Source organism: Roseovarius spongiae (assembly GCF_003651245.1).
GTDB classification, from domain to species: domain Bacteria; phylum Pseudomonadota; class Alphaproteobacteria; order Rhodobacterales; family Rhodobacteraceae; genus Roseovarius; species Roseovarius spongiae.
On record NZ_RAPE01000002.1, the window covers coordinates 578877 to 599060 of the forward strand.

General features: G+C 69.2%; 19 protein-coding genes. 4 read left to right on the forward strand and 15 right to left on the reverse strand.

Going from position 1 to position 20184, the window contains the following annotated elements:
- Positions 1 to 816 (forward strand): enoyl-CoA hydratase-related protein, encoded by an 816-nt coding sequence (locus D6850_RS09540; protein ID WP_121166211.1) that lies wholly within the window; start codon positions 1 to 3, stop codon positions 814 to 816.
- Positions 817 to 898: 82 nt separating this feature from the next.
- On the opposite strand, the gene gltA is transcribed toward D6850_RS09540, so the two are convergent.
- Complete coding sequence (gltA, locus tag D6850_RS09545; RefSeq protein ID WP_121166213.1) at positions 899 to 2194, reverse strand: citrate synthase; 1296 nt, start codon at positions 2192 to 2194, stop codon at positions 899 to 901.
- Between the two features lie 81 nt (positions 2195 to 2275).
- The gene (gltX, locus tag D6850_RS09550) at positions 2276 to 3685 is read right to left on the reverse strand and encodes a glutamate--tRNA ligase (RefSeq protein ID WP_121166215.1); all 1410 of its coding nucleotides are present in this window, start codon (positions 3683 to 3685) and stop codon (positions 2276 to 2278) included.
- Positions 3686 to 3747: 62 nt separating this feature from the next.
- Between gltX and D6850_RS09555 the strand changes: the two genes are divergently transcribed.
- Positions 3748 to 5769 carry a ComEC/Rec2 family competence protein gene (locus tag D6850_RS09555; RefSeq protein WP_166434032.1) on the forward strand — a complete coding sequence of 674 codons (2022 nt, stop codon included), beginning with the start codon at positions 3748 to 3750 and terminating at the stop codon, positions 5767 to 5769.
- Positions 5770 to 5773: 4 nt separating this feature from the next.
- On the opposite strand, the gene lexA is transcribed toward D6850_RS09555, so the two are convergent.
- The 6 genes from lexA to D6850_RS09585 form a co-directional block, all read right to left on the reverse strand.
- Positions 5774 to 6475, reverse strand: coding sequence for a transcriptional repressor LexA (gene lexA / locus D6850_RS09560; RefSeq protein WP_121166217.1), 702 nt, complete (start codon positions 6473 to 6475; stop codon positions 5774 to 5776).
- Between the two features lie 80 nt (positions 6476 to 6555).
- Positions 6556 to 7731 (reverse strand): molybdopterin molybdotransferase MoeA, encoded by a 1176-nt coding sequence (locus D6850_RS09565; protein WP_121166219.1) that lies wholly within the window; start codon positions 7729 to 7731, stop codon positions 6556 to 6558.
- A complete protein-coding gene (gene moaC, locus D6850_RS09570; RefSeq protein WP_121166221.1) occupies positions 7728 to 8216 on the reverse strand; it encodes a cyclic pyranopterin monophosphate synthase MoaC in 489 nt (162 codons plus the stop codon). Before moaC ends, D6850_RS09565 begins: the two co-directional genes overlap by 4 nt.
- Positions 8216 to 9031 carry an indole-3-glycerol phosphate synthase TrpC gene (gene trpC, locus D6850_RS09575; RefSeq protein WP_121166223.1) on the reverse strand — a complete coding sequence of 272 codons (816 nt, stop codon included), beginning with the start codon at positions 9029 to 9031 and terminating at the stop codon, positions 8216 to 8218. Before trpC ends, moaC begins: the two co-directional genes overlap by 1 nt.
- A complete protein-coding gene (trpD, locus tag D6850_RS09580; protein WP_121166225.1) occupies positions 9028 to 10050 on the reverse strand; it encodes an anthranilate phosphoribosyltransferase in 1023 nt (340 codons plus the stop codon). Before trpD ends, trpC begins: the two co-directional genes overlap by 4 nt.
- A complete protein-coding gene (locus tag D6850_RS09585; RefSeq protein ID WP_121166227.1) occupies positions 10047 to 10640 on the reverse strand; it encodes an anthranilate synthase component II in 594 nt (197 codons plus the stop codon). The genes trpD and D6850_RS09585 overlap by 4 nt, the downstream gene beginning before the upstream one ends.
- 113 nt (positions 10641 to 10753) lie before the next feature.
- Between D6850_RS09585 and D6850_RS09590 the strand changes: the two genes are divergently transcribed.
- Together D6850_RS09590 and D6850_RS09595 are read left to right on the forward strand one after the other, a co-directional pair.
- Complete coding sequence (locus tag D6850_RS09590) at positions 10754 to 12229, forward strand: divergent polysaccharide deacteylase family protein (protein WP_245964143.1); 1476 nt, start codon at positions 10754 to 10756, stop codon at positions 12227 to 12229.
- A 92-nt stretch (positions 12230 to 12321) separates the two neighbouring features.
- Positions 12322 to 12816 (forward strand): hypothetical protein, encoded by a 495-nt coding sequence (locus D6850_RS09595; protein ID WP_121166228.1) that lies wholly within the window; start codon positions 12322 to 12324, stop codon positions 12814 to 12816.
- A gap of 6 nt (positions 12817 to 12822) precedes the next feature.
- On the opposite strand, the gene D6850_RS09600 is transcribed toward D6850_RS09595, so the two are convergent.
- The 7 genes from D6850_RS09600 to fabI all read right to left on the reverse strand — a co-directional run bounded on the left by D6850_RS09600 (position 12823) and on the right by fabI (position 20033).
- Positions 12823 to 13359, reverse strand: a complete 537-nt coding sequence (locus tag D6850_RS09600; protein ID WP_121166230.1) for a pseudouridine synthase — start codon at positions 13357 to 13359, stop codon at positions 12823 to 12825.
- A 64-nt stretch (positions 13360 to 13423) separates the two neighbouring features.
- Positions 13424 to 14932 carry an anthranilate synthase component I gene (trpE, locus tag D6850_RS09605; protein WP_121166232.1) on the reverse strand — a complete coding sequence of 503 codons (1509 nt, stop codon included), beginning with the start codon at positions 14930 to 14932 and terminating at the stop codon, positions 13424 to 13426.
- Positions 14933 to 14944: 12 nt separating this feature from the next.
- Entirely contained in the window at positions 14945 to 16786 is a 1842-nt protein-coding gene (locus D6850_RS09610) for a peptidyl-prolyl cis-trans isomerase (RefSeq protein WP_121166234.1), read from the reverse strand.
- 56 nt (positions 16787 to 16842) lie between these two features.
- Positions 16843 to 18039, reverse strand: a complete 1197-nt coding sequence (locus D6850_RS09615; RefSeq protein WP_121166236.1) for an aminotransferase — start codon at positions 18037 to 18039, stop codon at positions 16843 to 16845.
- 47 nt (positions 18040 to 18086) lie between these two features.
- On the reverse strand, positions 18087 to 18587 hold the full coding sequence (gpt, locus tag D6850_RS09620) for a xanthine phosphoribosyltransferase (protein ID WP_121166238.1): 501 nt from the start codon (positions 18585 to 18587) through the stop codon (positions 18087 to 18089).
- 26 nt (positions 18588 to 18613) lie between these two features.
- The gene (locus D6850_RS09625) at positions 18614 to 19213 is read right to left on the reverse strand and encodes a LysE family translocator (protein WP_121166240.1); all 600 of its coding nucleotides are present in this window, start codon (positions 19211 to 19213) and stop codon (positions 18614 to 18616) included.
- 4 nt (positions 19214 to 19217) lie between these two features.
- Positions 19218 to 20033 (reverse strand): enoyl-ACP reductase FabI, encoded by an 816-nt coding sequence (gene fabI, locus D6850_RS09630; protein WP_121166903.1) that lies wholly within the window; start codon positions 20031 to 20033, stop codon positions 19218 to 19220.
- Positions 20034 to 20184 lie beyond the last annotated feature (151 nt).

Sequence of the window (20184 nt, forward strand, 5' to 3'; positions counted from 1 at the left end):
ATGGCCGCGATTGCAGCCCCGAGGAGCGCGCGGCCCGTGAAAGACTACCAGACCATCGCCTTCGAGATCACCGACGATATCGCCATCCTGCGGCTGAACCGGCCGGACCGGATGAACGCGCTCAACACGCAGATGCGCGCCGAGATCACCGACGCCGCCACCGAGGCGGGGCGGCGCGCGCATGTGCTGGTGCTGACCGGGACCGGGCGGGCCTTCTGCTCGGGGCAGGACCTGAGGGATGCGGGCAGCGCCGCGTCGCTCGATATCGAGCGGGTGCTGCGCGAGGAATACGTGCCGATGCTGCGCGCCATTTCCGAGTGCCCCGTGCCGACGATCTGCGCCGTCAACGGTCCTGCCGCCGGGGCGGGGGCCAACCTCGCGCTGGCGGCGGACGTGGTGATCGCGACCGAAAGCGCGGTGTTCATGCAGGCGTTCACCCGCATCGGCCTCATTCCGGACGCGGGCGGCACCTACTGGCTGCCCCGCCAGATGGGCGCGGCCAAGGCGATGGGCGCGGCCCTGTTCGCCGAACCGATCAGTGCGCGGCAGGCCAGCGACTGGGGCATGATCTGGGAGGCGGTGGCGGACGATGATTTCGACGCCCACTGGCGCGCCCGCGCGGCGCATCTCGCGCGCGGGCCGATACAGGCCTACGGAGCGCTGAAAAGCGCGATACGCGGGTCCTGGGACAATGCGCTGGGGGCGCAGCTCGAACTCGAGGCGAAATTGCAGGGCGCCTGCGGAAAGTCGCGCGACTTCAAGGAGGGCGTGGTCGCGTTCATGGAGAAGCGCGAGGCGAAGTTCGAAGGGCGGTAGAAACACTCATCGCCTTCGGCGAGGATATTTCAAGCAAGAAGAATGATATGCGGCGCGACATTGAAGCGCGCCGCACAGGGCCTCAGCGGTCCTCGATATCGACGTAGTCGCGCAGCGTCGCGCCGTGGTAGAGCTGGCGCGGCCGACCGATCTTGAGTTGCGGGTCGGCGATCATTTCCTTCCACTGCGAGATCCAGCCGACCGTGCGGCTGACCGCGAAGATCGGCGTGAACATCGAGGTCGGGAAGCCCATCGCCTCGAGGATGATGCCGGAATAGAAGTCGACGTTGGGGAAGAGCTTCTTCTCGATGAAGTAATCGTCCTCGAGCGCCTGTTTCTCAAGCTCCTTGGCCACCTGCAAGGTGGGGTTGTCGTCGGTCCCGAGAAGGTCGAGCACCTCGTCGGCGCTCTGCTTCATCACCGTCGCGCGCGGATCGAAGTTCTTGTAGACGCGGTGCCCGAAGCCCATGAGGCGGAACGGGTCGTCCTTGTCCTTGGCGCGCTTGATGTATTCGGGGATCTGGTCGGGTGTGCCGATCTCCTTGAGCATTTCGAGGCAGGCCTGGTTGGCGCCGCCATGCGCCGGCCCCCAGAGGCAGGCGACGCCGGCGGCGATGCAGGCAAACGGGTTCGCGCCCGAGGAGGAGGCCAGCCGCACCGTCGAGGTGGAGGCGTTCTGTTCGTGATCGGCGTGCAGCGTGAAGATGCGGTCCATCGCGCGGCTCAGGATCGGGTTGACCTCGTAATCCTCGGCGGGGACGGCAAAGCACATGCGCAGGAAGTTCGACGCATAGTCGAGATCGTTGCGCGGATAGACGAAGGGCTGACCGATCGTGTATTTATAGGCCATCGCGGCGATGGTCGGCATCTTGGCGATCATCCGCACCGAGGCGACCTCGCGCTGCCAGGGGTCGTTGATGTCGGTGCTGTCGTGGTAGAAGGCGCTGAGCGCGCCGACGACGCCGACCATGATCGCCATCGGGTGCGCGTCGCGACGGAAGCCGCGGAACAGATACATCATCTGTTCGTGGATCATCGTGTGATGGGTGACGCGGGCCTCGAAATCCTCGAGCTGCGCGGCCGAGGGCAGATCGCCGTAGAGCAGCAGGTAGCAGACCTCGAGGTAATGCGATTTCTCGGCCAGCTGGCCGATCGGATAGCCGCGGTGCAGCAATTCGCCCTTGTCGCCGTCGATGAAGGTGATCGTGCTGTCGCAGCTCGCCGTCGAGGTGAAGCCGGGATCGTAGGTGAAGACGCCCGCCTGCGCGTAGAGCTTGCGGATGTCGATCACGTCCGGCCCCGCGGTGGGGGAGAAAACGGGCAGGTCGTAGTCCTTGCCGTCGATGCTGAGTGTCGCGGATTTCTTGCTTTCGCCCATGCGGCGTACTCCCTTTGGTGGCCCCGACCGCGCGGGCGGGGGCGGCATTTCCGGCAGGCCGGGGTGGGGGCGGCGGTCGGCTCAGCCCTCTTCCCGTGCGGCCTCATCCAGCCGGGCGAGGGTTTCCTGCGGCCCCAGCACCAGCATCATGTCGAACACGCTCGGTGTTGCGCTGCGCCCGGCGAGAGCGGCCCGCATCGGGCCCGCCAGCTTGCCGAACGTGATCTCCTTTTCGGCGGCGAATGCATTGGCCGCCGCCTCCAGACTTTCGCGCTCCCACCTAGCATTTTGCATGTGCGGCGTCAATTCTCCGAGCAGCGCGCGCGCCTCGGGCGTCAACTGCGCCGCGGCTTTCCCATCCGGGACGATCGGCCGGTCCGCGAGGATGAATTCGGCCTTTTCAAGGAGTTCCGGGTAGGTCTTCGCGCGCTCTTTCAGACAATACATCCCCTTCGCCATGAGCGCGTTTTTTTCTTCGCTCAAGGGCGGCAGGCCGGTGGCGGCGCGGAACTCCGCGAGTTCATGCAGCAGCGCAGCATCATCCGTCGCCGCGATGTGGCGCCCGCAGAGATTGTCGAGTTTCTTGAAGTCGAACCGCGCCGGCGATTTGCCGATCCCGTCGAGATCGAACCATTCCCGCGCCTCGGCGTCGGTGAAGAACTCCGCGTCGCCGTGGCTCCAGCCCAGCCGCGCGAGGTAGTTGCGCATCCCGGACGCCGGATAGCCCATGTCGCGGTATTCCGCGACCCCGAGCGCGCCGTGCCGCTTGCTCAGCTTCTTGCCGTCGGGGCCGTGGATCAGCGGGATATGCGCGTAGACGGGCAGCGGCCAGCCCATCGCCTCGTAGATCAGCATCTGCCGCGCGGCGTTGTTTAGGTGGTCGTCGCCGCGGATCACATGGGTCACGCCCATGTCGTGATCGTCCACCGCGACGGCGAGCATGTAGACCGGCGAGCCGTCCGAGCGCAGCAGCACCATGTCGTCAAGCTGGTCGTTGCGGATCGTCACGTCGCCCTGCACCGCGTCGCGGATCACCGTCGCGCCGTCGCGCGGGGCCTTGATGCGCAGGGCGAAGGGGGCGTCGGGATGCGTCGCGGGATCGGCGTCGCGCCACGGGCTCTGGAAGAGGGTCGAGCGGCCCTCGGCGCGGGCGGCCTCGCGGAAGGCCTGGATTTCCTCCTGCGTGGAAAAGCACTTGTAGGCGGCGCCGGCGGCGAGCATCTGGTGCGCGACCTCGGCGTGACGCTCGGCGCGGGCGGCCTGGCTGATCGCCTCGCCGTCATGGTCAAGCCCCAGCCAGGCCATGCCGTCGAGGATGGCCTGCGTCGCCTCGGGGGTGGAGCGCGCGCGGTCCGTGTCCTCGATCCGCAGAAGAAAAGCGCCGTCGTTGCCGCGCGCGAAGAGCCAGTTGAAGAGCGCGGTGCGCGCGCCGCCGATATGCAGATAGCCGGTGGGCGACGGGGCGAAGCGGGTCACGACCTTTTGGGGCATGGGCGCGGTTAACCTTTCGGTAACGATGGGGGGATAATTTCGGTTTCGTATCTATCGGCCCGTTGGAGGGGAAACAAGTGCCGGCGATCCCGTCCTCCCTGCGCGGCGCGTTGCTCGCGCAGCGCGGGCATCTGATCGGCTGGGCGCCGGTCTGTCTCGCCTGCGGGATCGGCGTCTATTTCGCGCTCGGGACGGAGCCGGGGCCGGCCGTGTACGCCGCGCTGGCGCTCGCGCTGGTGGCGCTGCTGCTGGGCCGGCGCGTCCTGGGCGAGGCGGCGTCGCCGCTGGCCGTGGGCGCGGCGCTGGTCATCGCGGGCGTGCTGATCGCGGGGCTGCGCGCTCAGACGGTCTCGGGGCCGGTGCTCGGCTGGCGCTATTACGGTCCGGTCGAGGGGCGGATCGTGGGCATCGACCGCTCGGGCAGCGACGCGGTTCGCGTCACGCTGGACGAGGTCGTGCTGCGCGACGTCGCGCCCGCGCGCACGCCGTCGCGCGTGCGCCTGTCGCTGCATTCGGACATCCCCGGCGCGACGCCGCGCCCGGGGCTTCGGGTGATGACCACCGGTCATCTATCGCCGCCCGGCGGGCCGGTGGAGCCTGGCGGGTTCGACTTCCAGCGCCACGCCTGGTTTCAGGGCCTGGGCGCGGTGGGATATGGCCGCGCGCCGCTGATGGCGCTGGCTCCGCCCGACGGGCGGCAGCCGCTCTTCGCCGCGCGCATGGCGCTCTCGAAACGGGTGCAGACGGCGCTCTCGGGCGAGATCGGCGGCTTTGCGGCGGCGATCATGACCGGCGATCGCTCGGGCATCGGGCAGGACACGCTCAGGGCGCTTCGGGTGTCGAACCTCGCGCATCTTCTGGCGATCTCGGGGCTGCATATGGGGCTGCTCGCCGGGTTCGTCTTCGCCGCGCTGCGTCTCGCTCTGGCCGCCGTGCCGTGGATCGCGCTGCGCTTGCCGATCAAGCGACTGGCGGCGGCGGTCGCGCTCTGCGCGGCGGCGGGTTATCTCTTGCTGTCGGGCGGGAACGTCGCGACCGAGCGGGCCTTCGTCATGGTGGCGGTGATGCTGGTCGCGGTGATGCTGGATCGCCGCGCGCTCAGCCTGCGGGCGGTGGCGCTGGCGGCGGTGATCGTGCTCTGTCTGCGGCCCGAGGCGCTGCTCGGGCCGGGATTCCAGATGTCGTTCGCCGCGACCACCGCGCTGGTCGCGGTGTTCGGCTGGATGAGCGGGCGCGACACGCGGCTGCCGCGCTGGGGGCGTCCGGTGCTGGCGGTGGTGGTGTCCTCGGCCGTGGCGGGGCTGGCGACGGCGCCGATCGCGGCGGCGCATTTCAACCAGTTCGCGCATTATGGCCTGATCGCCAACCTCGCCTCCGTGCCGCTGATGGGGGCGCTGGTGATGCCGGCGGCGGTGCTGGCGGCCTGCCTGCTGCCCGTCGGGCTGGAATGGGTCGGGCTCTGGCTCATGGGGCTGGGGCTGCGCTGGATTCTCGGCGTCGCGCATTGGATCGCGGACCTCGACGGCGCGCGCGGCACGGTGGTCAGCCCCGATCCGGCGGTGCTGCCGCTGCTGGCGCTCGGGGCGCTTTTCGCGGTGCTCTGGCAGGGGCGCGCGCGCGTGTTGGGCGCGCTGCCGATGCTCGCGGCGCTCGCCCTCTGGAGTCAGGCGCAGCGGCCCGATGCGCTTATCGCCGACACCGGCGGACTTGTCGGGGTGATGACGCCTTCGGGCCGCGCGCTCAGCACGCCGCGCGGCGCGGGGTTCATCGCGCGCAACTGGCTTGAGAATGACGGCGATCCGGCAGAGCAGGAAGAAGCGGCGGCGCGCTGGCCCGCCGTCCTGCCGGGGGGCGTGGCGATCACAATGGTGCGGGGCAAGCGCGCCGCGAAGGCGTTGACGGGATGCGCCGCGACGGACTGGCTGGTGTTCAACACCGACCCGCCCGAGGGGTTGGCCTGCACCGTGATCCATCCCGGCACCCTGCGCCAGACAGGGGCGCTCGCGCTTTATGCCGGGCAGGCGGGGCTGCGCGTCGTCAGCGCGCGCGAGCGCACCGGCGATCGGCCCTGGAACCGGCGTTGAGCCATCAGTAGGTGCGGATCAGTCCGACGAGGCGGCCTTGCACCTTGACCTTGTCGCCGGGCAGCACGCGCGTCTCGTAGGCAGGGTTCGCCGCCTCCAGCGCGATGGCGCCGCCGCGGCGGAAGAACCGCTTGAGCGTGGCCTCCTGATCCTCGACCAGCGCCACGACGATATCGCCGTTATCGGCGGTGCTGGTCTCGCGGATCACCACGACATCGCCGTCGTTGATGCCCGCGTCGATCATCGAGTCGCCCCTGACCTCGAGCGCGTAATGTTCGCCCGGCCCGCTGACCATCGCGCCGGGCACCGCCACATTGTGCGAGGCGTGCTGGATCGCCTCGATCGGGACGCCGGCGGCGATGCGCCCCATCACCGGCAGCTCCAGCGCGTGCACCGCCTCGACGCCGAGCGCGTTGGCCGGTATCTTCGCCGCAGGGCGGTCGCCTTCGATCACGCGGGGCGCGAAGCCTGTCGTGGGCGCGCCGCCGAGGCTTTCGGGGAGCTTGACGATCTCGAGCGCGCGGGCGCGATGGGCGAGGCGGCGGATGAAGCCGCGCTCCTCCAGCGCGGTGATCAGGCGGTGGATGCCGGACTTGGAGCGCAGATCGAGCGCGTCCTTCATTTCATCGAAACTGGGCGGAACGCCGTTCCGCTGCACGCATTTGTTGATGTAATCCAGCAAATCCAACTGCTTCTTGGTCAACATGCCTTGATCCTCTCCACGGGGCGGGGTCTTTTTGTTCTACCCATGTTCCCGTTTTGTGTCAATACATGCCGCCCGCGCGGTCAGAGCGCGAGGTAGTCGACCATGTCGCCGGCCTTGCGCGGGCCATCGCCCGGCGGCCGGACGAGTAGCGCGTCGGCCGAGGCGAGCACCGCCAGCAGCGCGCTGTCCTGCCGGGTCTCGGCGCGCAGGGCGTCGTCGGGGTCGAACGTGGCGCGCATATAGTGTTCGCGCGCGCCATTCGCGGGGATATCCGCCGCGAGCGGGGCGCTTTGGCGCGGCGCGGCTTCGGGTGCGAACCCGAGCATCGCGCGCAACACGGGTAACACGAAGACATAGCCGCAAACCATTGCGGAGACGGGATTTCCCGGCAGTCCTATCATCATCGCATCGTTCATCCGCCCGGCCATCAGGGGTTTGCCCGGACGCATCGCGATCTTGTAGAAGCTGCGCTCCATCCCGAGGCTTTCGGCGACGCTGCCGACGAGGTCGTGATCCCCGACCGAAGCGCCGCCGATGGTGAGCACGAGATCGGCGTCGCGCGCGAGGTCGAACGCCGTCTCGAGCGCGGGAACGGTGTCGCGCGCGATCGGCAGCAGACGCGCCTCGGCCCCGTGCTGATCGAGCAGCGCCTTCAACCCGAATGAGTTGGAGGCGATGATCTGGTCCGGCCCCGGATCCTCGCCCGGCATGACGAGCTCATCCCCGGTGGCGATGATCGCGACGCGCGGTTTGCGCGCCACCGGGACGCGGGCCACGTTCATCGCCGCCAGCAGCGCGATGTCCTCGGGGCGCAGCCGGCGAGGCGCGCTCATCGCGGCCCCGGCGCGGAAATCCCCGCCCGCGGCGCGCACGTGGGGCGCGGCGTCTTCGGGCGCGCTGAGCGTGATGCGCGCGTCCGCGCGCGTGACGTCCTCCTGGATCACGACCCGGTCGCTGCCTTCGGGCATTGGCGCGCCGGTGAAGATGCGCACCGCTTCGCCCCGCCCGACGGCCCCGGCAAAGCGGTGGCCCGCCGCCGCCTCGCCGATGACGGTGAGCCGCGCGCCCTGCGCGACGTCTTCGGAGCGGACCGCGTAGCCGTCCATCGCGGAGGCGTCGAAGGGGGGCTGGTCGCGCCTTGCCGCCACGTCGCGCGCCAGCGTCCGGCCCGCGGCCCTGACCAGCGGCGCGTCTTCCTGCGGCATCCGCGGCGCCAGCGCGAAGAGATGGTCAAGCGCCTGGGCAACCGTGATCATGTCGCGCTGTACCGCCCTGATTTTCCGCCATCTTTCAGGATCACGCGCAGGCCCCCGATCTGCATGGCGCGGTCCACCGCCTTGAGCATGTCATAGACCGTCAATGCGGCGGTCGAGGCGGCGGTGAGCGCCTCCATCTCCACGCCAGTGCGCCCGGTGGTCTTGACCGTGGCTTTGATGCGCACACCCGGCAGGTCCGGGTCGAAGCTGAGATCGAGCGCCACCTTCGACAACGGCAGCGGATGGCAGAGCGGGATCAGGTCGGCCGTGCGTTTCGCGCCCATGATGCCGGCAAGCCGCGCAACCGACAGCACGTCGCCCTTCTTGGCGCGCCCTTCGGACGCGATTTCAAGGGTTTGCGGCGTCATGCTGATGTGGCATTCGGCGGTCGCGATCCGTTCGGTCACGGGCTTGGCCGAGACGTCGACCATGTGGGCGTCGCCCTTGGCGTCGAAATGGGTCAGGCCGCCGGGCTGTTCGGGCATCAGACGCCTCCGCGGTTCACCGGGTCGGCGAGGATCGCGCGGGTCGCCACGGTGACGTCATCGGCGCGCATAAGGGTTTCGCCGATCAGGAAGCAGCGCGCGCCGAAGCGCGCGATATCGTCGAGGTCCGCTGCGCTGTTCAGGCCGCTTTCGCAGATCAGCAGCGCGTCGATCGGCGCCAGGCGCGACAACCTGCGGGTTGTGTCAAGAGACGTCTCGAAGGTGTTGAGATCACGGTTGTTTATGCCGATCATCCTGGACTCGAGCAGCGCGGCGCGTTCAAGTTCGGTTTCGTTATGGACCTCAATGATCGCGCCCATGCCCCAATCGGCGGCGGCGGCCTCGAGGGCGGCGGCCTCGGCGTCGTCGACGCTGGCCATGATGATCAGGATGCAATCCGCCCCGAGCGCTCGGGCCTCGGCCACCTGGTAGGGGTCATACATGAATTCCTTGCGCAGCACCGGCAGGGCGCAGGCGGCGCGCGCTTCGGTCAGATGCTCCTTGGCGCCCTGGAAGCTGGGCGTGTCGGTCAGCACGCTGAGGCAGGTCGCGCCGCCGTCCTCGTAGGCCTTGGCCAGTGTTGCGGGATCGAAATCCTCGCGGATCAGGCCCTTGGACGGGCTGGCCTTCTTGATCTCCGCGATAAGACCGTAGCCCTGCTTGCTCGCCTGGAGGAGCGCGTCCTGGAAATCGCGCACTTCGGGCGCGGCGCGCGCCCGTTCCTGCATCTCCTCGATGGGCGTTTCGGCCTTGGCGGCGGCGATCTCTTCGAGCTTGTAGGTCTTGATCCGTTCAAGGATGCTGGGTGTGGTCATGCTTTCTCCGATGTGATTTTCGCCAGCGTGCGCAGGCAGGTCAGCGCCGCGCCGCTGTCGATGCTCTCGCGCGCCAGCGCCACCCCGGTCGCAAGGTCGGACGCGCGTTCCGCGATGACAAGGGCGGCCGCCGCGTTGAGCAGCACCGCGTCGCGATAGGCCCCCGGCGCCCCGTCGAGCAGCGCGCGGAATGCGGCGCCGTTCTCCTGGGGCGTGCCGCCGAGGATGTCTTCGAACGGATGCACAGGTAGGCCGAAATCCTCGGGATGCAACTCGGTCTCGCGGACGGTTCCGTCCGCCTCGAGTGCGGCGACCCAGGTGACGCCGGTGATCGTCATCTCGTCGGTGCCGTCGCTGCCGTGGACGAGCCAGGCGCGCTCGGACCCGAGCCGGCCCAGCGTCTCGGCCATCGGGCGGATCAGGTCGCGCGAGAACGCGCCGGTCAGTTGCCGTCTCACGCCCGCCGGGTTGGTCAGCGGCCCGAGGATGTTGAAGATGGTGCGTGTGCCCAGTTCCGCGCGCACCGGGCCGACATTGGCCATCGCGGGGTGATGCATCGGCGCCATCATGAAGGCGATCCCGGCGGCGTTCAGCGCGGCCTCGACCACGTCGGGTTCGACCATCACGTTGACGCCCATCTGCCCGAGCGCGTCCGCCGCCCCCGATTTCGAGCTGAGATTGCGGTTGCCGTGCTTGGCCACCGGCACGCCCGCACCCGCGACCGCGAAGGCGGCGGCGGTCGAGATGTTGAGCGTGCCCTTGCCGTCGCCGCCGGTGCCAACGATGTCCATCGCGCCCTCGGGCGCGCGCACCGGCTTGCACTTGGCGCGCATCACGGCGGCGGCGGCGGCGTATTCGTCGACCGTCTCGCCGCGGGTGCGCAGCGCCATGAGGAAGCCGCCCATCTGGCTTGGCGTGGCTTCGCCGTCGAACAGCAGCGCAAAGGCGGTTTCGGCCTCCTGTCGGCTCAGCGGGCGGTCGGCGGCGGCCCCGATCAGGGATTTCATTCCGTCGCTCATGCCGCCTCGCCGGGGGTCTGGGGCAACAGCTTCAGGAAATTCCCGAGCAGCGCGTGTCCATGCTGCGAGGCGATCGATTCGGGGTGGAACTGCACGCCGTGGATCGGCAGATCCGCGTGTTGCAGACCCATGATCGTCCCGTCCGCCAGTTCCGCCGTCACCGTGAGCGCGTCGGGCAGGCTGTCGCGTTCGACCACGAGGCTGTGATAGCGCGTCGCCTCGAAGGGCGAGGGCAGGTCGGCGAAGACGCCCTCCTGCCGGTGCTGGACGAGCCCCATCTTGCCGTGCACGATCTCGGAATGGCGCACCACGCGCCCGCCGAAGGCCTGCCCGATCGCCTGGTGCCCGAGGCAGACCCCGAGCAGCGGCACGCGCGCCTCGGCGGCGGCCTTGACAAGGTCGAGGCAGATGCCCGCCTCGTCCGGAGTGCAGGGGCCGGGCGAGAGCAGGATGCCCGCGGGCCGCATCGCCATCGCCTCCTCGACGCTGAGCGCGTCGTTGCGGCGCACGATCGCCTGCGCGCCCAGTTCGCCCACGTAATGGACGAGATTATAGGTGAAACTGTCGTAGTTATCTATCAGCAGCAGCATCCTGCGCCTCGCGCGATTGGGGGGTGGAGGCCGGGGGGCCGGTCGCGGTATACTTGTTCAGGCTTGGCAGGCAGCGTCAAGGGGCGCAGAGACTGTGAGAGGGTGAAACGGACATGGCACAAGGTTTTTTGGGTGGGATCGTCACGGGTACGGTGGTGTGCGCGGTGGGGCTTGGCGCGGCGTCGCTGGCGACGGGCGTTCCCGGTCCTTCCGCGCCCGAGGCGGCCGGGGTCGACGTGCCCGCGGGGTCCGAGTTCAACGGCGCGCGCGACGATGTCCCCGCAACCCTCAGTTCAGAGCCGGACGCCCCGCCGCAGGCCGGGGAGACGCCCGAGGTCGGCGCCCCCGCGCCCGACGATCTGAGTTCGATCGCCGAGTCGGACATGGAGTCCGCCGCAGTTCCCGAGACCGGCATGGCGGACGCCAACCTGACCGCGCCGCAGGTCATCGCCGAGGACAGCGGCATGAGCGCCGCCAGCGAACCGGAGGCGCCCGCCGTCGGCACGTCTTCGGCCGTGCCGGACGCGCCGGTCGAAGACGCCGGGGAGCAGTCCATTTCCGTCGATCCCGAACAGCCCGCTCCGCCAAGCGCCGAGGCCGAGAGCGCGGCCTTTCCCGAACAGGACGGCGAAGCGACGGCGCCGGACGTGGCGTCGGCCGTTCCCGACCTCGACCTCGCCGAAGAGCCGGAGGCCGTGACCGAGCCCCCCGAGCCGGAGGCGATGACGGAACCGCCCGAGCCGGACGCAATGGGCGGGGCCGCCGAAGCCGAGGCCGAAACCGCACAGGAAGAGCCGCCCGCCAAGACGATCGGCAACCTTGCCGAGAACGTCGCGACCAACCGCCTGCCGTCGGTCACCGACACGCCGGAAGAGCTGATCGAGGCCGAACCGGAGCAGTCCGAAAGCGCGCGGGCGATCGAGGCGAACGCCGAACCCTTCGACAACCCCGAAGACAAGCCGCTGATGGCGATCATCCTGATCGACGACGGCACGAGCCCGATCGGGCTCGACGCGCTGGCGAGTTTTCCCTACCCGCTGAGCTTCGCCGTCGACGCGTCATGGGACGGCGCGGCCGAGGCGGCCCGCAAATACCGCGACGCGGGGTTCGAGGTGCTGGCGCTGGCCGACCTGCCGCCCGGCGCGCGCGCCAGCGACACCGAGATCGCGATGCAGACGGTGCTGGACGCCGTCCCCGGCGCGGTCGCGGTGATCGAGGGTACGGGCGCGGGGCTGCAATCCGACCGCGCCGCGGCCGAGCAGCTCGCGCCGATCCTGCTCGAGAGCGGGCACGGGCTGGTGCTGTTTCCCAACGGGCTCGACACCGCGCGCAAGCTGATCTCGCGCGAAGGCGTGCCGACGGGCGCGGTGTTCCGCGATTTCGACGCCAAGGGGCAGGACGCGGCGGTGATCCGCCGGTTCCTCGACCAGGCGGCGTTCAAGGCCGGGCGCCGGCAGGGCAAGGTGATCATGCTGGGCCGCCTGCGCGCCGACACGATCAGCGCGCTTTTGCTCTGGGGGCTCCAGGACCGCGCCAGCAGCGTGGCGATCGCGCCGATCTCGGCGGTGCTGACGGAGGAGCCGCAATAGCCTGCCTGCTCGGCGCGCGTTGCCGCCTGAACCGACCTCCGCTATCCTGACGCCGCATTTGAGAGTGCGATTTTGAAAGCGGAGACGATAGCATGAAACTCTTGGGCTTTACGGCGGCGCTGGTCATGACGACCGGCGCGGCGATGGCGGACATGTCCGTGAAACTGGGCGGCGGCTGGGACGGGCGCAAGGTGCCTGCGGGCCAGCACTGCAGGTTGCATGGCGGCAACGGGGCCACGCCGCCGATGCGCGTGACGGGCGTTCCGCAGGGCGCGAGATGGATCGTCGCGGATTACAACGACAAGAGCTATAAACCGCTGTCGCAGAACGGCGGGCATGGCCGCATCGCCTATCCGGTCAAGGGCGCCACGACCGATCTGCCGCCGTTGCCGGGGATGACGGCGCGGCTTCCCGGCGGCGCCAAGGTGGTCAAGGCGGCGCGCGGCACGGGCAAATACGCCAGCCCCGGCTATCTGCCGCCCTGTTCGGGCGGCAAGGGCAACCGCTATACCGTCGATCTGCGGGCGGTGAACGCCAATGGCAAGACGCTGGCGATGATCCGCAACGTCGATATCGGCCGGTATTGACTCCGCTCAGGCGTCGCGCCAGCACCCCGGCGCGATGCCGTCCATCGACCAGTCGCCGATGCGCCAACGCACGAGCCGCAATGTCGGATGGCCGACATGCGCCGTCATGCGGCGCACCTGCCGGTTGCGCCCTTCGGTGATCGTGACCTCGAGCCAGCAGTCGGGCACGTTTTTGCGAAAGCGCACCGGCGGATCGCGCTCCCAGAGATCGGGCGCGTCGATGCGGCGCACCCGCGCGGGTCGGGTCGGGCCGTCCTTCAGCGTGACGCCCGCGCGCAGCCCAGCGAGCGCCGCGTCGTCGGGGAGGCCCTCGACCTGCACCAGGTAGGTCTTTTCGGTCTTGTGTTTCGGATCCGCGATGCGCGCCTGCGTCCGGCCGTCATCGGTCAGGATCAAGAGCCCCTCGCTGTCGCGATCCAGCCGCCCGGCGGGATAGACGCCCGGCAGATTGATATGATCCGCCAGGGTGGGCCGCCCCGAGCCCTCGTCGGTGAATTGCGACAGCACGCCGTGCGGCTTGTTGAAGAGGATCAGCCGGGGCATGTGCGCAGGCTGAGAATTCTCGCCGAAAACTCTGATCGCGAGACTTCTCGGCGAAGAATCCCGGTCATGTGTTCCCGTCGTTGAACCGCGCCGCGTCCGCCGCCGCGCGGCGGATGGCGTTGGATTTGTGGACCGTCTCCATGTATTCGGCCTCGGGGTCGCTGTCATGCACGACGCCGCCGCCGGCCTGGATGTAGAGTTCCCGATCCTTGACCACCGCGGTGCGCAGCGCGATGCAGATGTCCATGTCTCCGCCCGCGCTGAAATAGCCGACGCCGCCGCCATAGACGCCGCGTTTCTCCGGCTCGAGCTCGTCGATGATCTGCATCGCGCGCACCTTGGGCGCACCTGACACCGTGCCCGCGGGCAGCCCGGCCAGCAGCGCGCTCAGCGCGTCGTGTTCGGGGGCCAGTTCGCCCACCACGTTGGAAACGATGTGCATCACGTGGCTGTAGCGTTCGATGATGAATTCCTCGGTCGGGCGCACGGTGCCGACCTTGCTCACCCGCCCGCAATCGTTGCGTCCGAGGTCAAGCAGCATCAGGTGTTCGGCCAGCTCCTTCTTGTCGGCCAGCAGGTCCGCCTCGTGCGCGCGGTCCTCTTCCGGGGTCGCGCCGCGGGGGCGCGTGCCGGCGATGGGGCGGACCGTCACCTCGCTACCAAAGACCCGCACGAGGATCTCGGGGCTGGCGCCGATCACCTGGAACCCGCCGAAGTTGAAATAGAACATGAAGGGCGACGGGTTGGTGCGCCGCAGGCTGCGGTAAAGCGCGAAGGGCGGGCGACGGAAGGGCTGGGTCCAGCGCTGGCTGGGCACCACCTGGAAGATATCGCCGGCGCGGATGTATTCCTTGGCTCTCTCCACGGCCCGTTTATAGGCGTCGCGGGTGAAGTTCGACACCGGCTCGGCATCCTCGTCGGCCTCGCCGATCTCGCGGCTCGCATGGGGCAGGGCGCGGTCGAGGTCGCGCACCGCGTCCATCACCCGTTCGGCCGCCTGCGCGTAGGCCGCGCGCGCCGACTGGCCGCCGCCGGCCCATGCGGGAGCCACGACGATCACCTCGCCCTTGACCCCGTCGAGCACGGCCACGACCGAGGGGCGCAGCATCACCGCATCGGGCAGGCCGAGCGGATCGGGCGGCACGTTCGGCAGGTGCTCGACCAGGCGGATCATGTCGTAGCCGAGATACCCGAAGAGCCCGGCGCTTGCCGCTGGCAGGTCGTCGGGCAGCTCGATCCGGCTCTCGGCGATGAGCGCGCGCAGGTTGTCGAGCGGCGCGCCCGGCTGATCCTCCCACGCCTCCGCGTCAAAGCGCGCTGCGCGGTTGATGCGGCTCGTCTGACCGTGGCACTGCCAGATCACGTCCGGTTTCATGCCGATGATGGAATAGCGCCCGCGCACCTCTCCGCCGGTCACGGATTCGAGCATGAAGGCGTCGGTCGCCGCGCCCGTCAGTTTCAACATAAGCGACACCGGCGTGTCGAGATCGGCGGCGAGCCGGGCATAGACCACCTGGCTCTGGCCCGCCTCGTGGCGCGCGGCGAAATCGTCAAAGCCGGGGGTCAGGTCCACGGGGCGCCGCCTCTACTGGAAACTGGAATGCACGGCGTTGAGCGCCTGCGTGTCGAGCGAGATGCCGACCCGGCTGCGGATGTCGCCGGCCAGCGCGCGATAGAGATCCTGCGCGATGCCGTTCGCCGCCTGCTCGGCAAGCGCGGTGCGCAGCTCGGCAAGCTCATCGTCCTTGGGATCGGGGGGCGTGACGCGCTCGAGACGCAGCACGAAGATGCGCTCGTCGCCGTCGATCACCGTCGCCTCGCCCTCGGACATGCCGAACACGGTCTCGATGAACTCGGGCGGGGTGCCGGGCTGGAAACCACGGCGGGTGATGTCGGTCACGCTCTTGCCGTCAAGGCCGGCCGCCTCGAAGCTTTCGCCGTTTTCAAGCGCCGTCACCTTGTCCGCCACCTCGGCGCGCAGCGCCTTGGTCACCGCCTCGGCGCGCCACGCGGCGCGGACCGCGTCCTCGACCTTCTCGAAGGGCTGGACGGCGGGTTCCTTCACCGCGTCAAGACGCATCGCGACGATCGGGCCTTCCTCGAACGAGATGACCTCGGGGAAGTCGTCCTCTTCGAGCTCGGCCGCCGCGTCGCGGAAACCGGCATAGGCGGCGATGCCGTCATTCATGCCGGGATACCAGTCGATGCTGCCCAGCTCCAACGCGGTTTCGTCGGCCACCTGTTCGAGCGTGGCGCCGCCGGCGAGCAGGTCGTCGATCCCGTCGATCCGGCTGTCGACGATCCGCCGCGCCCGGTCCGCCGCCAGTTCCTCGCGCAACTCGGGCTTGGCGTCCTCAAAGCTGGTCTCCTGCGCCGCGAGCACCGCGTTGACGCGGAACAGGGCAGGGCCGACCGGGCTGTCGAGCGGGCCGACGATTTCGCCGGCCTCGGCTTTGAAGACATCCGCGCCCGCCTCGCCGAGTTCGCCGGCGGTGACGTCGCCCATGTCGATGTCGCTCAGCTCCAGCCCGCGGTCGCTCACGTAGTCCTCAAAGCTGCGGTTCCCGGCGGCGATTTCTTCCCTGGCCGCCCGGGCTGTGGCGGCGTCGCTGAAGGCGAGCCGTTCGACCAGGCGGCGTTCGGGCTGGTTGAAACGTTCGGAATGGTCGTCATACGCGGCGCGCAGCGTGTCCTCGTCCAGCTCGACTTCGTCCAGCACCATGTCGGGGGTGAGCCACGCGTAGGTGATCTGCCGGGTTTCGGGGGTGGTGAAATCGGGCAGGTGGGACTGGTAATAGCTGCGCAGATCCTCCGTTGAGGGGTCGGGCAGGCCGCCGGACAGATCGGCCCGCCCCAGCGTCGCGAGCGTGACGTCGCGCGATTCCGAGATGTAGTCCAGCAGCGTGTCGGTGTAGGGCGCGGGCGCGCCCACGCCCGAGACGACGGCGTCCTGCACCAGCCGGCGCGCGGCCTCCTTGCGCATGTCGGATTCGAACTTGGCTTCGGTCAGGCCGGCCTGTTCGAGCGCGTAGGTATATGCTTCGCGATCGAATTCGCCGTCCATCCCGCGAAAACCCGGGATCTCTAAGATCTGTTCGCGCAGGTTGCGGTCCCCGACCGACAGGCCCAGCCGCGCCGTTTCATCGTCGAGCGCGGCCGCGGAGACCAGCCGCGACAGCACCTGCTGGTCTATGCCCGCCGCCTTGGCCTGCGCGAAGGAAACCGGGCTGCCGCGCTCGGCCTCGAGCGCGCGGATCTCGTTCTGGAGCGCGCGGGCGTATTCGTTGATGTCGATCTCGGCGTCGCCGACATGGCCGACGCTTCGCACGCTGCCCGAAAGGTTGGTCACGCCGAAGCCGCCGAGCCCGAGGATCAGGAGCCCCATGAGGATCCAGGTTGCGGTCTTCGATAGCTTCTTGGCTTTCATCGGGGCCTCTTTCGCATGCGGGTTCCGGCGCCGGGAAACGCTGGGTCCGGCACTGTCTACGCGCTGGCCGGGGCCGGGGCAAGGGGCCAGCCCAGCCCCGCCAGACGCCCGGCGAGCGCGCCGATCCCGGCGCGGTCCACGTTGGCGAAGGCCACCCGGAACGTGCGCGCGCCCATCGGGTCGCCGGCGGGCGTGAACATCGTGCCCGGCAACAGCAGAACGCCCGCCTCGCGCACCAGTTTCGGAGCGAGCGCGTCCGAGCTTTCGGCGAAGGGATGGCGCAGGTAGGCGAAATAGGCGCCGCAGCCCATCAGCGACCAGCCCTCGCGCGCGAGCGCGGGCATGTGTGCGTGAATCGCCGCGCGGCGCTCAAGGATCTCGGCCCGCTCCCCGGCGAGCCACTGGCCGAGGTTGCGCATCCCCCAGAGTGCGCCGATCTGGCCCAGCTGGTTGGGGCAGATGGCGGCGCAGTCGAGGAACTTCTCGGCCTCGGCCAGCCGCGCGGGCGAGGCGATCATCGCGCCGACCCGGTGGCCGGTCAGCCGGTAGGCCTTGGAAAAGGAATAGAGCGCGATCAGCGTGTCGGCCCAGTCGGGGTCGGTCATGAGGTCGTGCGGCGCGCCGGCGCGGGCGTCGAAATCGCGGTAGGTCTCATCGATGATCAGCGCGATCCCACGCTCGCGCGCGAGTTCATAGAGGGCGCGCACCAGTTCGGCCGGGTATTCCACGCCGCCGGGATTGTTGGGCGTCACCAGGACGATGGCGCGCGTCCTTGAGGTGATGAGCGACGCCGCCCGCTCGGGGTCGGGCAGCAGGTCCGCCCCCGTGGGCAGCGGGACGCTCTGCACCCCGTTCATGTCGAGCCACATCTTGTGATTGAAATACCACGGCGTCGGCAGGATGACCTCGTCGCCCTGGTCGCAGAGCGTGGCGATGGCAGCGCAGAAGGCCTGGTTGCAGCCCGAGGTGATGCCGACGTTTCCGGGCTCGAGCGCGCCGCCATAGGCCGCGCCCCACCAGTGCGCCAGTTCCGCGCGCAGGGCGTCGTTGCCGAGGACTGGCCCGTAGAGATGCGCGTCGCCCTCGCTCATCGCCGCCTCGGCGATGGCGCGGCGCAGCCCCTCGGGCGGGGACTCGACCGGCGCGGCCTGGCTCACGTTGATGAGCGGGTGGTCGGGCGAAAACTCCAGCCCCTCAAGCCAGCGGAAGGCCGCCATGACGGGGGGCGTGAACGTGTTGGCGGTGCGTGCCATGGCGGGTCTCCGGTGGTGCTCATCCGCCCTCGCGGGCGATCTTCGCGTCAGGCGCCGCGATAGGGTTCGACATATTGCAGCGCCATGTCCCAGGGGAAGAAGATCCAGGTGTCCTGGCTCACCTCGGTGATATAGGTCTGCACCTGCGGGCGGCCCATCGGCTTGGCGTAGACGGTGGCGACATGCGCCCCGGGCATCTGCGCGCGCACCACCTCGAGCGTGCGGCCGGTGTCGACGAGGTCGTCGACGATCAGCACGCCGGTTCCGTCGCCGACGATCTCCATGTCGGGGAACTTGATGATGCGCGGTTCGGCCTGGGTCTGGTTGTCGTAGCTCTTGACGCTGATGGTGTCGACGGTGCGCACGTTGAGCTCGCGCGCGACGATCATGGCCGGGGCCATGCCGCCGCGGGTGATCGCCACCACCGCGCGCCAGGCGCCGTCGTCCGGCCCGTGCCCGTCCAGCCGCCAGGCGAGCGCGCGCGCGTCGCGGTGCAGCTGGTCCCAGCTGACGTGAAAGCCTTTCTCGTGGGGCAGGGGCGTGATCATCGGCGGGGTTCCTTGTGGGTTGTGCGTCAGCTTGCGATCCTGAGGGCCAGCGCACCCAGCACCACCGCCGCGCAGCGGTCGAAACGGGCCTTGGTGGCGACATAGGCCCGGCGCATCGGGCCGGTGGTCAGAACGAAAGCGGCGAAGGCATACCACAGCAGTTCAAGCGCGAGGTGGTTGGCCAGCAGTTGCAGCTTGGCCGTCACCGACAGCCCGGCCGGAACCACGGTGGAGAAGATCGCGGCGATGAGAAAGACGAGCTTGGGGTTGGCGAGATTGGTGATCAGGCCCAGCCGCAAACCATTCCCGAAGCCCGACGGCACGCTCTCGACCGGCCGGTCGGCATGGCGCCAGAGCGAGATCGCCAGCCAGACAAGATAGCAAGCCCCCAGCACCTTCAGCACGATGTAGGCCGCGGGCACGGCGCGGAACGCCACCTCAAGCCCCAGCAGCGCCAGCGCCGACCACGCGACCGCCGCGACCGACAGGCCAAGCCCGGTCAGCAGCCCGGCCCGCCTGCCACCGGCAAAGGAGGACCGGATCATCACGATGAAGGCGGGGCCGGGGCTGACCAGCGCGCCCAGGATCGCGACGTTGAACAAAAGGACCGTGGCGACGTCCAGCACCGCGCTAGCCCTTGCCGGCGGCGTCGATGTCGGGCGCGTCCACCGCCTTCATGCCGACCACGTGATAGCCTGCGTCGACATGCAGCGTCTCGCCGGTGGTGCCGCTGCCCAGATCGCTCAGCAGGTAGAGCGCCGCCTTGCCGACGTCGTCGATGGTCACGTTGCGCCGCAGCGGCGAGTTGAGTTCGTTCCATTTCAGGATATAGCGGAAATCGCCGATGCCGCTGGCGGCCAGCGTCTTGATCGGGCCGGCCGAGATGGCGTTGACGCGGATGCCGTCGCGGCCCAGATCCTCGGCGAGATACATCACCGACGCCTCGAGCGCGGCCTTGGCGATGCCCATGACGTTGTAATGCGGCATGACCTGCTCGGCGCCGTAATAGGTGAGGGTAAGCATCGCGCCGCCGTCATCCATCAGCTTTTCGGCGCGCTGCGCGACGGCGGTGAAGCTGTAGCAGCTGACATCCATCGTGCGCAGGAAATTGTCGCGGCTGGTGTCGACATAGCGGCCGCGCAGTTCGTTCTTGTCCGAAAAGCCGATGGCGTGGACGAGGAAATCGATCTTGCCCCAGACCTCTTCGATCCCCTTGAAGGCCGCGTCGATCGAGGCGGGGTCGGAGACGTCGCAGTCGAATAGGTGCTCGGCGCCCAGCGACGCGGCCAGCGGCTCCACCCGTTTCTTGAAGGCGTCGCCCATGTAGGTGAAGGCGAGCTCCGCGCCTGCGTCGGCGCAGGCCCGCGCGATGCCCCAGGCGATCGACTTGTCATTGGCGAGGCCCATGATCACTCCGCGCTTGCCCGCCATCAGTTGATTTGACATGTCCCGCTCCCGGCGCATTTCGTTGTTTCACGGTTTTCTTATGGTATCCCCCGCGGCGCATCAAGCCTCGGCGCGCCTGCCGCTTGCGCGTGCTGCGCAAGCAGGCGAAGATGCGCACGGGGCCGCCCGGCGGCGCCGCGGGCAGGGAGCG